Annotated in this window: 10 protein-coding genes; 8 read left to right on the top strand and 2 right to left on the bottom strand. The window is 41.4% G+C overall.

Annotation, left to right across the window (positions count from 1 at the left end):
- Nucleotides 1-7 precede the first annotated feature (7 nt).
- Genes IPL34_RS15555 through IPL34_RS15545 form a run of 3 tightly spaced genes read left to right on the top strand, consistent with a single transcriptional unit; the run spans nt 8 to nt 4,145 of the window.
- On the top strand, nt 8-2,659 hold the full coding sequence (locus IPL34_RS15555; RefSeq protein WP_296842366.1) for a HAMP domain-containing sensor histidine kinase: 2,652 nt from the start codon (nt 8-10) through the stop codon (nt 2,657-2,659).
- Complete coding sequence (locus tag IPL34_RS15550) at nt 2,659-3,147, top strand: hypothetical protein (protein WP_296842365.1); 489 nt, start codon at nt 2,659-2,661, stop codon at nt 3,145-3,147. Before IPL34_RS15555 ends, IPL34_RS15550 begins: the two co-directional genes overlap by 1 nt.
- Nucleotides 3,144-4,145 (top strand): hypothetical protein, encoded by a 1,002-nt coding sequence (locus tag IPL34_RS15545; protein ID WP_296842364.1) that lies wholly within the window; start codon nt 3,144-3,146, stop codon nt 4,143-4,145. Before IPL34_RS15550 ends, IPL34_RS15545 begins: the two co-directional genes overlap by 4 nt.
- A gap of 36 nt (nt 4,146-4,181) precedes the next feature.
- Here the strand turns inward: IPL34_RS15545 and IPL34_RS15540 are convergent, their stop codons facing one another.
- Nucleotides 4,182-4,571, bottom strand: a complete 390-nt coding sequence (locus tag IPL34_RS15540; RefSeq protein WP_296842363.1) for a hypothetical protein — start codon at nt 4,569-4,571, stop codon at nt 4,182-4,184.
- Nucleotides 4,572-4,827: 256 nt separating this feature from the next.
- On the opposite strand from IPL34_RS15540, the gene IPL34_RS15535 reads away from it, so the two are divergent.
- The 3 genes from IPL34_RS15535 to lptE all read left to right on the top strand — a co-directional run bounded on the left by IPL34_RS15535 (nt 4,828) and on the right by lptE (nt 8,964).
- Nucleotides 4,828-5,766, top strand: a complete 939-nt coding sequence (locus IPL34_RS15535) for a sulfurtransferase (RefSeq protein ID WP_296842362.1) — start codon at nt 4,828-4,830, stop codon at nt 5,764-5,766.
- Nucleotides 5,767-5,849: 83 nt separating this feature from the next.
- Nucleotides 5,850-8,456 (top strand): leucine--tRNA ligase, encoded by a 2,607-nt coding sequence (gene leuS / locus IPL34_RS15530; protein ID WP_296843076.1) that lies wholly within the window; start codon nt 5,850-5,852, stop codon nt 8,454-8,456.
- Nucleotides 8,449-8,964, top strand: coding sequence for an LPS assembly lipoprotein LptE (lptE, locus tag IPL34_RS15525; protein WP_296842361.1), 516 nt, complete (start codon nt 8,449-8,451; stop codon nt 8,962-8,964). Before leuS ends, lptE begins: the two co-directional genes overlap by 8 nt.
- A gap of 70 nt (nt 8,965-9,034) precedes the next feature.
- On the opposite strand, the gene IPL34_RS15520 is transcribed toward lptE, so the two are convergent.
- Entirely contained in the window at nt 9,035-11,371 is a 2,337-nt protein-coding gene (locus IPL34_RS15520) for an esterase-like activity of phytase family protein (protein ID WP_296842360.1), read from the bottom strand.
- A 223-nt stretch (nt 11,372-11,594) separates the two neighbouring features.
- Between IPL34_RS15520 and trpD the strand changes: the two genes are divergently transcribed.
- Entirely contained in the window at nt 11,595-12,617 is a 1,023-nt protein-coding gene (gene trpD / locus IPL34_RS15515) for an anthranilate phosphoribosyltransferase (RefSeq protein WP_296842359.1), read from the top strand.
- The gene (trpC, locus tag IPL34_RS15510; protein ID WP_296842358.1) at nt 12,614-13,405 is read left to right on the top strand and encodes an indole-3-glycerol phosphate synthase TrpC; all 792 of its coding nucleotides are present in this window, start codon (nt 12,614-12,616) and stop codon (nt 13,403-13,405) included. Before trpD ends, trpC begins: the two co-directional genes overlap by 4 nt.
- Nucleotides 13,406-13,417 lie beyond the last annotated feature (12 nt).

Below are 13,417 nucleotides of genomic sequence, written 5' to 3'. Positions count from 1 at the left end.
GATTACTATGAGTCTAAATATATTAGTAATAGATGATGATAATACTTTTACCAACCATATTGAAATGTTTGCTGATTATTTAGATTGGAAGGTTAAAATTTTAGATATAAACAGTATAAATGAAGTTAGTATTAATCTATTAAATAGCGCAGATTATATTATTTTAGATGGAAAAATACCTAGTATTAAAAATATTGTATTCTTTTTAGAAGAAAATAGTCTTAAAGATAGAGTTATTTTTGTCTCTGGTAAGCTCAATAGTCACAAGTTAGGGGCTAAATATGGTTTTAAATTAACTTATCAAAAGCCTGTTGATCTTGTTAAGATTAATGATGATTTAAGAAGGGTTGATGGTGAAAATAATATAAAATTATATAGTGATGCCAGTTCAAATGATGGTTATATATCGGAGAAAGATATTTTATGGAAAGCCTTTAATAAGCTGGCGCCTGCGGTAACTATTCATAAAAAAAATAATAGTATTGATCCTGTTTTTGGTAATGAATCATCTAGGGAATCACCTTTTTCAATCCCTTTTAATGAGAGGCAAAGTGTTAACTTAAGGTTGCTCAAAGTGGATTTAGACGAAAAGCAGCGTGATAATTCAAAAATTAGAATGTCCTCAAGAGAGGACTGGAATAGTGAAATTAATGCATGGGTTTATTCACGTCTTTACGATAGTCATCATTACTACTGGCTAACGCGACAAGTCATGCAGGAGGAGTATTTAGCTACCCCGTTAAGTGCTCATGATAGTTTGTCATCATTTATGGGTAAAGTAATAATCCATCTCAAAAAATGGGGGATCACTAGAGTACGCCTTTATAAGGTAATGAAGCTTTATAGTGATGATATGCCAGAGCATATAAAAAAATCATATTTACTTAAGCCTCTTTATGAGTCAGGGAGTGGTTTTTTTGTTGGGCAAAATTGGTATGATCATAAATTAGTTTGTAAAACAAATGAGCAGGACTCTAAGCATATTATTGAAGCTCTATCCGAAAATGCTCTTAATAGTAATTTCTATACCTTACATGATGTTAGTGATAAAAATAATAAAGATTGTTTCTGCCCTATTATTGAGTGGGGGAGTGCAGGGGCAAGGGCTTTAATACCTATACGAGGTAAAAATAAGAATACATCTAAGGTAATTGTCTTAGGTTTATTAGCTATTGATCAACGTATAGACCATTTACCACCAGAGGTAGTATCTCCTTTTAGCTTGGTAGGTGATAAATCCTCTGGCTTGGCTCCTTTGACAATAGGGGAAATGGAGCAAATGCGTGGTTATTTTACGCAACAGTTAATACCAAAGCTTTTCACATTACTAGAAAACGAGATCGAAAAAAAGCTACGTGAATGGAATACTAATCTCTCTAAAGTATTGAAAGCTCACATTGAAAGTTCTGAATCAACAAGTGTGGATAGTGTAGTAAAAGTTCTAATGACTAATGAATGGTGTAATATTTCTAGTATCCATAAAAATGAGCAAGAAAAATTCTATAGTCAAGATTTAATAAATTGGTATTTTTTGCGAGCAGAGGAGTATGAACAACTTCATGTTGTTAGCGGAGTAGGTGAAATAGCTGATGATAGAAAAAAAATAAGATACTTTAATAACCTCCCGCCTTTTAAAGAGGCTTTAGAGTCAGATATTGGAGCCGGTTATATTATTCAAGATTTTCAGAGCTGGATCAAGGAAAAAGGAGGTGATTCGACAAGTTTATATGCCACTACTGAGGCTAGAAAAGAGTGGCTAACTAAAATAGGTTCATGGGTAGGTATACATTTTAAAGCTCATGATAGGCATTATTTAATGGTAGTACATGCTAAAGAAAAAGATTATTTTAATGATTACCGTGTGCGTCTCCTCAAGCATGCTGCACAAAGACTCGCACCTTTACTGTTATGGGAAAATGCTGAAAGGGCAAAGGAGCTTTTTAATCGCGCTATTGTACATGAGTTAGCTACTCCTATTCAAATGATAGAGCATGAGTATAAAGCTCTTAGTAAAGAAAATAGAAAAATTGTAGAAGGTATTTATGCTAGTGCTAAAGTACTTCATTCTATGGTGGAAAACATTAAAATTCTTAATGGTAATTATAGCTGGATTTCTAAACCTGGAACTATCAAAATTGAAGAGTCATTAGATAAACCAAATTTAGATGCTATAATAAAAAAATTGCATTTTTTGTATGTTTGGGCAGAAGCACAAGGTATTCAAATAATAATTGAGCCAGAGCCAAAGTCAGATTGTTATAATGACTTAGCTCGAAGGCTAACTGTAAAAAAAGATATGGCTAGTGCTTTAATAGAAATAATTTTTAATCTGCTACATAATGCAATAAAGTATACAGAGCAGGGGTTTGATACTGTTTTTGTTGATGTTAGTTTTTCTGATAGCGAAGAATTATTAAGAGTTCAGATCTCGAATAACACTAGCTATGCTATGAGTGATATAGAAAGATCAAATATATTTTTACCTTATTTTAGAGCTAAAGGTGTTAAGCAAAATTCGGGGGGGGGGTTAGGTTTGGCAGTTGTTAATATCTTATGTTCTAAGCATGGGATAAGGTGTGAAGCCTTAAAACCAAAAGTGCAAGGCAATAGTTATATACAAACCTTCTTATTAGAAATACCTGTGATAGGAGTGGAGTAGTGTTAAGTTTATATTATGTTGATGATGAAAGAACTATAAGGAAGTTTGTTAAGGCTTTTGTAGAGAAATTAAATAAACTAGAAGATTCAACGTTAATACAATGGGATGATGAGAAAATTTATTGTGGTGAGGGAGCCACAGAAAAGTTTTTTAGTACTATATCTAAATTAGATGATAGTCATCTTAACGATTGTCTATTTTTGTTAGATGTTAGAATGCCTGTGCCAAAAGGTTTAGAAAAGCCTGCGTTTTGGGGTGACTATGAAGGGACTAAAAGTGATGTTTGTGGTTTTGCTCTAGCAAAATATTTGATTGAGGAAAAATCAGTTAATAAAAAAAGAATAAAGTTATTTAGTGCCTATAAAGATATTATTGAAAATGAGTTTTTTAATTTCTTTAATCAAGAAAGAGCCGATAGTGGCAATATGTTTATTAGCAAGTATGATCTTGATGTGGGCTTTTTTAAAAGCTGGGTGGAAAATATATGAGTAAATATAGCTTTGGTTTCAAGCTCAATAAAAAGATATATTTATGGTTACAGAATAAGCTTTATATTATCCATATTATACCTATTGCTATTGTGTTATGTTTAAGTGTTTTTTTTCTTTATGGGCAAATGGGGTTGTCTATAAATGAAGTTAGTCCAATGTTGTCTTTTTTATTTGCCTTTAGTTTATTTTTAGGCTTATGGTTAAGAAATGTCTATTTAAAAAGACGCTATGCATTAAGACAGTCTACTAAAGTATATTATTCTCCAGATGTTATTAATTTAGGAGCAATGCTACTATTTGCAAATGCGGTATGGTGTTTATTAATTTTTATAAATGCTATTGCCTTAAAAACAAATATTATTAGTCTTTTCTCTGTGAAATTCTCAGATGGAGAAGCCATTGATGGGTTGATGACTCAGGGAGTTGCTATTGTCACGCTGGTGGTAGTGATAATAACTGCCTACTATTTAGTTACTATGCAAGGAACCTATAATCAAGCTAAAGATTTTTTAAAAAACCTAGAAAGATCTATGCTACAGGTACAAGATGAAATTAGAGATTTAGACAGACAAAGATTGTTAATTAAAAAACTGAGACATGAACAAACTTATCGGTTGCATGCTATGCTTTTATATGACTTGGCTTTTGGTTTAAAAGATCAGAATGAAGAAGGTTTAGGAAAAAGTACTGCCAAGCTAGCTGACTTGAATTTGAAGTTTGCTAATATAGTTAGCTCAATAATGACAGAAGATGGTGGTTATAAAAACAATGATTTTGAGTCGATTGAAAAGTTAAAATCCAATATTGAAGTATTAAGGGATTTTATGGAGGAAAACAAAGATCAAACCTCATTTGTTGAAATTTTAATTGATTCTGTAAGAGAGTATTTTGTCTATTTGAATAGTTTGGAGAGTTTATCTTTTGATGAGCAAAAGCTGGTGCGAGATTGTAAAAAAATGATAGATGAAATTGATTATACCCTATTAAAGTCATAAGGTTTAATTAATAGATCTAACAGAATTAGAATGGCTTTAACCTGCCTCTCGTCCAATATCGTCTTCAAACTGATCGACCCCGATAAACCCTAATTCCTTTAAGCGCTCGAAATAGGGGCTGTAGTCAAACGCTGCGGGGTCTTCAAACGGGTCTAAATCCCAAATCGCATCAGCTATCCATTCATACCAACGTGGTGGAGCGGGAAAGTATTTAAAATATTCAATACGCTGTTGCTCGTTCATTTGAGCACTGTTCCACCATTGCCAAAAAAGAGTAATGAAATCTTCACCGCCACCCATGCGCCAGCCAATAGAATAAGGGTGAGAGTCAGGCTGGTAAATCCAAGGCGGAGGAAACATGCCATGCTCAGCAATCAGCGGCTCAATGTGCCCTTGATACCAAGTGGATTGGGTAATGTCGTTCATAGTGTTCGGTGATCCTTGTACTGAGTTGAGTGCGCTGGTTGGCGGTTATTGTAAACGGTAGTTTGCTATAATGCCCTTCTTTGTAAAGGAGCTGCTGAGTTTTTTCTAGCCGCTAGTCTACATATCAGCGTTCAGCCACTTCCACCTCATGCCAATCCTTTCGGTATATAACTCTAGTCCTGCTGATATGCTAGCGTTGGGAGCTATCTAGTTAGCGGGTGTGGCGCACCCGTGCCACTGTACCAGGAGGATCATCATGTTGCTATTACTCAGGCGTATCAGTGCCGCTACGTTATTAATTGTTATCTTACTATCAACCGCTAGCGCAGCAGGGCGCGATTTTTTAGTGGATGCAGATTGGCTCGCGGCTGAAAAAGAGAGTAATCCTAATCTCGTTATTCTCGAAGTACGTTACCATCCCCACCGCTATTATACCGTCGGACACATTGAAGGCGCGATTCAAGTCCAGCGCTTTAAAGATCTGGGCGATAATCTGGCTAAACCCATTATGCGCTTTCCAAGTAAAAGCACTTTCGAGCAAACCTTACGTGCTTGGGGCGTGAATAATGACTCCACTCTTGTGCTTTATGATGACTCCAGTACCGCATTAGCTTCACGTTTATATGCGCTATTAGAGTTATTTGGCTATGACATGAGTAAGGTTAAAATTTTGGAGGGTGGCACTATTGGTTGGACAGGCTTTAATGAGTTAACCAAAGCACCTACACCTGTACCCAAGCTAGGTACTGTTACCCTGAAAGACCCTAATCCTCAGCTCTTTGTCGAGTGGATGGATGTTTATGAGGATGTGGTGTCGCGCCGTGATGCCAATATTGTATTAGTGGATGCTCGCCCACCGGATATGTACAGCGGTAAAACCATTCGTCATGCAGTGCAGGGCGGGCATATTCCGGGGGCGCTTAATATTGTGAGTTTGGAGGGAACTGATGGTCAAAGCCAAACTTGGAAATCGGCAGAAGAGCTAGCCACGCTGTATCAAGCTATCCCTAAAGATAAAACGGTTTATCTATACTGCCATGATGGTTTCCGGATGAGTTTGGGCTTTGTGCAATTGAAAAGTTTGGGCTATCAAGATGTGCGCTTGATGAATGGAGGCTGGAGCGCTTGGGATGGTGCAATGACTTTGCCGATTGTGCAAGGTGCTCAGCCCTATGATGCAGATTATTCGTTGTAAGTATTTCATGTGACGCTGGCATAAATACCACAAAGTTTATATCCTTCACCTTTTCTAACTCACATTGCAGACTCATGACAACCATGCAGGAACAATATAACCACAAAACGCTGGAACCCGCAGTACAAGAGTATTGGGACAAACAGGCCACCTTTCAGGTCACCGAAAACCCTGATAAAGAAAAGTTCTATTGCCTGTCGATGTTCCCTTACCCTAGCGGCGTGTTGCACATGGGGCATGTGCGTAATTATACCATCGGCGATGTGATTGCCCGTTTTCAACGCATGCAGGGCAAAAATGTGTTGCAACCAATGGGTTGGGATGCGTTTGGGCTTCCCGCTGAAAATGCCGCGATTAAAAATAAAGTCCCTCCGGCTGAATGGACTTATCGCAATATTGACTATATGCGTGGTCAATTAAAATCTATGGGTTTAGGTATTGATTGGTCACGCGAAATCGCTACTTGTAAACCAGAATATTACCGCTGGGAACAATGGTTTTTCACTCAGCTCTACGAAAAAGGTTTGGTCTATCGTAAAAAATCGACGGTCAATTGGGACCCTGTTGATCAAACCGTATTAGCTAATGAGCAAGTGATTGATGGGCGTGGTTGGCGCTCAGGTGCTTTGATTGAGCAACGTGAAATTGATCAATGGTTTTTACGCATTACCGCCTATGCGGATGAGTTATTAGAAGAGCTTAAAAATCTTCCCGGTTGGCCGCATCAAGTGCGCACTATGCAGGAAAACTGGATTGGGCGTTCTGAGGGCTTGGAACTGGAGTTTGGTATTAAAGGGTCGGATGAACGTTTAACAGTATTTACCACCCGCCCCGATACCTTAATGGGTGTTACCTATGTCGCGGTAGCGGCACAACATCCTTTGGCGCTGCGTGCCGCGAGTTATAATCCAGAGTTAGCTGAGTTTATTGAGTCTTGTAAGCAAGCTAAAGTAGCCGAAGCCGATATGGCGACCATGGAAAAACGTGGTATGGCAACCGGCTTAGAAGCCATTCATCCCTTGACCGGTGATCGTGTACCTATTTGGGTGGCAAATTTTGTCCTGATGTCTTATGGCTCAGGTGCAGTAATGGCAGTTCCGGCTCATGATGAGCGTGATTGGGAGTTTGCGACCAAACATAACCTACTGATTAAGCAGGTGATAGCTCCTAGTGAAGGCGTTGACATTGATGTGAGCCAAGGGGCTTACACCCTGAAAGGAGTATTAGTTAATTCAGGTGAATTTAGTGGTTTAAGCTCAGAAGAGGCGTTTGAGCGTATTGCTAATGTACTTTCTGAACTGCATTGGGGACGCCGCCAAGTCAATTATCGCTTACGGGATTGGGGCGTATCACGCCAGCGTTATTGGGGCTGTCCTATCCCGATTATTTATTGCGCTGATTGTGGTGCAGTACCTGTACCTGAAAAAGATTTGCCTGTAGTATTACCTGAACAAGTAGTCTTTGATGAAACCGGTGGCTCACCGATTAAGCGCATGCCGGAGTTTTATCAAACTACTTGCCCTAGCTGCGGTAAACCTGCCACCCGCGAAACTGATACCTTTGATACTTTCTTTGAGTCGTCTTGGTATTTTGCCCGTTATGCCTGCCCTGATAACACCACCGCCATGCTGGATGAGCGTGCGAATTATTGGTTACCTGTGGATCAATATATTGGTGGTATTGAGCACGCGATATTGCATTTACTCTATGCGCGTTTCTTCCATAAACTCATGCGTGACAGTAATTTGGTAGAGTCGGATGAACCCTTCACTAATCTACTGACTCAAGGCATGGTCTTAGCCGATACTTTTTATCGTGAAGGGGCTGAGGGCGGACAGACATGGTACTCACCGGCTCATGTCACAGTAGAACGCGATGAAAAAGGACGCATTTTAAAAGCAGTACTGAATACGGATGGACAACCCGTGTTACATGGCGGCATGAGTAAAATGTCCAAGTCCAAAAATAATGGCGTAGACCCGCAGGAAATGATTGAGAAGTATGGCGCGGATACCTTGCGCTTATTCTCCATGTTTGCTGCACCACCTGATCAGAGTATGGAGTGGTCTGATTCAGGGGTTGAGGGGGCGCAACGCTTTTTACGTCGTCTTTGGCGGCAAGTGTTTGATCATGTTGCCTTGGGGACAGTGAGTACTACCTTACTGACAGGGGCTGAGCTAAATTCAGAGCAAAGTGCGCTACGCCGCAAAGTGTATTTAGCCTTACAAAAAGTTACTGACGATATGGGACGGCGGCAGATTTTTAATACCGCAGTCGCTGCGAATATGGAGTTGATCAATGAAATTAGTCGCTTCAATGACCCATCCGAGCTAGGACGTGCAGTAGTACAAGAGGCTTTAGAGTTAATTACCTTAATGCTGTCTCCAATTACGCCACATATTTGCCATGAGTTATGGGCAGCTTTGGGGCATAGTGAAGCCATTGTGGATGTGGCTTGGCCTGAAGTAGTGGAGTCTGCTTTGGTACAAGATTCCTTAGAGTTAATTGTGCAAGTTAATGGTAAGGTACGGGGTAAGGTAAAAGTAGCCGCTTCTGACGATGAGGCTCAGGTCAAGTTGGCAGCATTAGAGCATCCGAATGTGAAAAAGTATTTAGAAACAATGACCTTAAATAAGGTCATTGTGGTGAAGGGGCGCTTAGTTAATATTGTGGCCAGTGAAAATGCTTAAGCGTAAGACTCTAATGACAGGCTTAGTGTGGGCATGGCTCACACTGATCTTAAGTGCCTGTGGTGGCGAGACAGGTTTTCATTTGCGTGGCTCTGACCCCATAGCGATGCAGTCATTAAAAGTAGCCGTAGAGGGCGAAAATAATACTGAGTTTGGTAGCTTAGTGCGCTCAGTCTTGCAAGCACGAGGTGCGGTGTTGAGTGATGCTACGACGGCTGAGATCTTATTAACGCTACAAGCGCCCCTAGAGTCGCGGCGGGTGTCGGGCTACTCGGCGACGCGTGCAGTAAGTGCATTTCGCTATACTACTGAGGCTAGTTTTAGTCTCAAACGTCAGGGCACAGCACAGGTATTAACCGATAGCGTGGCGCAGTCACAGGTGCAAGCCTATGACAGTGAATATGTGCTCGGCACACAAGAAGAGGCCGACCAAATTAAGTCTAATCTACGTCGTGAGGTAGCAAGGCTATTAGCGTTAAAGGTAGTGGCTTTTCAGCGCAATCTATAACCTATTTGTACTGTGCAAGGAGAAAGAAGGCTATCATAGCCTTCTTTATCTTTGATTTTGCAAGGTTAGTTTAGGGTAAAATTGTGCCTAAGTTAATCAAGCGTGTTTCACCATTATTATCTTTCACACCATCATTATCATTAACAATCAATACCTTCTTATTAGCGAGTATTGCCAATCCTTCAATCTTTTCCATGACTGGACTGCCGGTAGCTTTTAGGTCAGGTAACAGATCACGTATGAGAGTTTTCTTGAGTGTGGCTCCGGCTGTCACGCCATTGGTATCAATGCGGTAAAGACGTTTAATGGCAGCATCAGGTCCGCCTTGATTATCGCGCTCAACTACTAGGAATTGACCATTGCCAAGCGAGGTAAGATCAGATAAACCTACCCAGCCACCATTTTGTGAAGCCACAGCATCTAGTGGATAAAATACGAAGCTCCACGTTTTACTAATCGTGTCGTAAATACCGATGCGTGGATTAGCTTCTTTACTCCAAGCGCGTTGGAAGGCTACATAAACTTTGTTGTTATATTCCGCTACACCTTCAAAACCGAAGCGCAGTTGTACTGCATTGAGTTCGGCAGGTAAGGGGATAACTTGCTGTATCACACCATTGGCATTGGTGTTAAGCAGCAAATTGGCACTATTCACCGGGTATTTGCTATCCCCCACCGTACCTGACCCTTCAGAAGCGATCCAAAAACCACCGTCACTGGCTACTGCAATCCCCTCAGGGTCTAGATTGACTGTGTAATCAGCATTGATCAGGGCTTTTAGATCAGCAGAATCAAACACATCTTTGCGGCTAGCATCGGTGGCTTTAGCTGAAGCATCTACGTTTGTGACCGCGACTTTAGCCAACACCTGATTGGTATCACTTATTTTAGCCGCCACACTGAGTTTAGCCGGTTGGCTAGCTAGATCGAGTTTGAAAATACGATTCTGTTGGTAAAAGCTATCATCGATAGCATAGACTGTATTATTATCTTGCGCTGCTGCAAGACCAGATAATGCACCCCATGCAATAGGATTGCCGTTAGCATCGTCATTAGCGCTGATAGTGGGGTAAGTGGCCGCTTTATCTTCATAGCGATAAATATTAATCACTGAGCGAATCACATCATCCCGCGCATCCACTTCACTCGCTGCTACTAAGAGATTACGTGAGGGAATGGCTAATACCCCTTCAGGGCCCGCACCAGCAGGCAATACTTGTTTTAATACCGGTTGGCTAGCGGTGTTGGCATTATAAACAAATACACTATTGGAACGCTCGGAAGCTACAAATAAGAATTTATTAGTATCAAAAGTAGCGGATTCAACATTTTCTGGCTCATTACCTTTGTTCTTAGAACGATCATCAGGGTAATGCCCCATACGTATGGCTTGATGTTCCATACTATTGCCCGCAGCAAAGACCACTGACCCTTGAGTATTAAAGACAGTAAAGCCACGGCTACCACCTTGCCAGTCACCTTCATCAGCGGTGGCGAATAGCTCATTGGACAGCCATGTAATGCCGTCTGGCTCACGGGCTACCGCATTCAGCGATCCATTAGTGGTAATGAGTGCAGGGGTTTCTTCTTTTACATCGATTTTATCGAGTTCTACGCTACCTGCACTAAAATGAGTGACGATTTTACCATCCACTAGATTGACCAATACAATATGATTGTTTTCCTGCAAGGTGACAGCTGCAATATTATTGCTATTAATATCCACATATTCAGGTTCAGGGTCACCGCCTGCTAGGGCAGCAATGCCACTGAGATCGACTTTACGAGCTTTCCAAGTGGTCGGTTCACCTTGAATATCCACTATCATTAGATAACCTGCGGGTGCTTGAGGGAGAGCACCATCCGTTACACTTTCATCGCGCTCATTTTCAATAGCAACCGCCGCATATTTACCGTCTGGACTAATAGCTACAGAGTCGGGTTGTCCGCCCATATCAATAGAACCTAGTAGTGCTTTACTACTGACATTGATCACTGCGAGTTTACCGCTAGCATTAATAAAGTCAGCTGAGGTATTCACCCCCACTAAAGCATAATTATTCTTGATAGCAACTGAGGTCGGTTCGCCACTCATTTTCAATTTGCCTGCTGCTTTAGGTTTGCTAGGCTCAGTAATATCCACAAAACCAATCGATTGGTTAGGGCTATCGGTATACACCAGTGTCATACCATCACTACTAGCAGCAACAATTTCAGCAGCGGTTTCATCATCAACATTGCAGTTGAGGTCGAGCTGCGAACATACCGGAAAGGAGGCAATGCGATTAAAGTTATAATTGCTGGTGTTAATAGTGGTGTTATTGCTGTCATTATCATCGCAGGCACTTAAGCCTAAGGAAATAGCTAAGGCAAACGTGCATAGTTTGAGTGGGGTAGGCAAGCGCATGAGGGACTCCATAATAGTTTTTAATAGCCCGGCTATTGTTATTAAGCTCTATGAAGTTTGTTTGACGGAATTATGACGGTTTAATGAATATTGTATAAACCTTAATTAACTAATATGAAAACTAAAGTGAAATACCTAGCGTGGGTATTGCAGCTTAGACATTCCCTGCCTAAGGCTACCATGATAGCATGCACGCTTTCAGCGAAGCGTGTATGAGGCTTACATGGAATTTCAGAGTTATATTCAAAAAATCACCGAAGGTCAGACCCTATCCAGTGAGGATATGACTCGTGCCATGACCTTAATTATGACGGGAGAAGCCACACCTGCCCAAATCGGTGGCTTTCTAATTGGCTTGCGAGTGCGCGGTGAGACAGTCGATGAAATCAGTGCTGCGGCTCAAGTGATGCGCCAATTAGCAACTCCAGTTAATACCGCAAAGGATTATTTAGTGGATACCTGCGGTACGGGCGGGGATGCAAGTGGTACGTTTAATATCTCTACTACCTCTGCCTTTGTTGCAGCTGCTGCGGGGGCTAAGGTCGCTAAGCACGGTAATCGCGCGGTTTCGAGTAAATCAGGTAGTGCGGACGTACTCGAAACGCTCGGTATTAATATTAATCTTACCCCTGAGCAAGTGAGCCAATGTATTGATCAAGTGGGTTTAGGTTTTCTATTTGCCCAACGCCATCATGGTGCAATGAAATATGCTATTGGACCGCGCCGTGAGCTAGGGGTTAGAACCGTTTTTAATGTATTAGGGCCTTTGACCAATCCAGCAGGTGCACCTAATCAAGTACTAGGTGTGTTTAGTCAGCAGTGGGTCAAACCTCTGGCGCAAGTACTACAAAAGCTTGGTAGTCGTCATGTGATGGTAGTCCATGCTTTAGATGGGTTGGATGAAATTTCCTTAAGCAGTGAAACCTTAGTGGCTGAACTAAAAGACGGGCAAATTCGTGAGTATTATATTGCCCCTGAGGATTTCGGCTTACAGCGTTACCCCTTAAGTGCTATTCAAGTCCATACCAGTACCGACAGTTCCCAACTGATTCATCAAGTCCTACAAGGCGAGTCGGGTGCAGCACGCGATATTGTGTGTCTTAATGCAGGGGCTGCTTTATATGTAGCAGGCTGTGCAGCCTCCCATGTTACGGGTATTGAGTTGGCACAACAAGCGCTTGATAGTGGCGAAGCGGCTAAACGCTTGCAGCAATTGATTAATCTCACTCAGAGCTTTAACGCATGAGTACTATTCTAGATAAAATTTTAGCGACTAAGGTTCAAGAAGTAGCTGAGCGCTCGCAAATAGTGCCTAGCGAAATGATGGCAGTACGTGCTTCGCAAGCCAGCCCAGTACGCGGTTTCCTAAAGCATATGCAGGCAAAATTAATGCAAGGGCAACCCGCTATTATTGCTGAGATTAAAAAGGCGTCCCCTAGTCGCGGTGTGATTCGCTCACAGTTCAATCCCGCTGAGATTGCTGTGCAATATGCTCAGGCAGGGGCGGCGTGTTTATCGGTGCTGACCGATGAGCAATACTTTCAAGGGCATTCTGAGTATTTAAAAGCGGCACGCGAAGTATGTGCTTTGCCCGTAATTCGTAAAGATTTCATCATTGACCCCTATCAAGTGTATGAAGCGCGAGCAATGGGGGCGGATTGTGTACTGTTGATTGTCTCGGCATTGAATGATGAACAGCTCAAAAGCCTATACGACTTAAGCCTACAATTAGGCATGGATGTATTAATTGAAGTACATGATGCTGCTGAGTTACAGCGTGTTTTACCCCTTAATGCGCCCCTGATTGGAATTAATAATCGTAATCTCAAAACATTTGAAACACGCCTAGAAACTACATTGGAACTTTTGCCTTTAGTACCTGAAGGTGTAGTACTGGTAACAGAAAGCGGTATTCACACCACCACCGATGTCAAACTCATGCGTGATCATGAGGTGCATAGTTTCTTGGTCGGTGAAGCCTTTATGAAGCAGCCTGATGCTGGGGTTGCATTACAACAATTATTTTTTAGCTGAGTGATTTAAAGC

The organism is Thiofilum sp., assembly GCF_016711335.1.
Classification (GTDB): domain Bacteria; phylum Pseudomonadota; class Gammaproteobacteria; order Thiotrichales; family Thiotrichaceae; genus Thiofilum.
Note: the sequence above shows the minus strand (reverse complement) of the source record. Positions and strands in the feature narration are given on the sequence as shown.

Coding starts and splice junctions, on each gene's coding strand:
- IPL34_RS15535 (WP_296842362.1), top strand. CDS start 4,828: ATGTTGCTATTACTCAGGCGTATCAGTGCCGCTACGTTATTAATTGTT.
- IPL34_RS15545 (WP_296842364.1), top strand. CDS start 3,144: ATGAGTAAATATAGCTTTGGTTTCAAGCTCAATAAAAAGATATATTTA.
- trpD (WP_296842359.1), top strand. CDS start 11,595: ATGGAATTTCAGAGTTATATTCAAAAAATCACCGAAGGTCAGACCCTA.
- leuS (WP_296843076.1), top strand. CDS start 5,850: ATGCAGGAACAATATAACCACAAAACGCTGGAACCCGCAGTACAAGAG.
- IPL34_RS15520 (WP_296842360.1), bottom strand. CDS start 11,371: ATGCGCTTGCCTACCCCACTCAAACTATGCACGTTTGCCTTAGCTATT.
- IPL34_RS15555 (WP_296842366.1), top strand. CDS start 8: ATGAGTCTAAATATATTAGTAATAGATGATGATAATACTTTTACCAAC.
- lptE (WP_296842361.1), top strand. CDS start 8,449: ATGCTTAAGCGTAAGACTCTAATGACAGGCTTAGTGTGGGCATGGCTC.
- IPL34_RS15540 (WP_296842363.1), bottom strand. CDS start 4,571: ATGAACGACATTACCCAATCCACTTGGTATCAAGGGCACATTGAGCCG.
- trpC (WP_296842358.1), top strand. CDS start 12,614: ATGAGTACTATTCTAGATAAAATTTTAGCGACTAAGGTTCAAGAAGTA.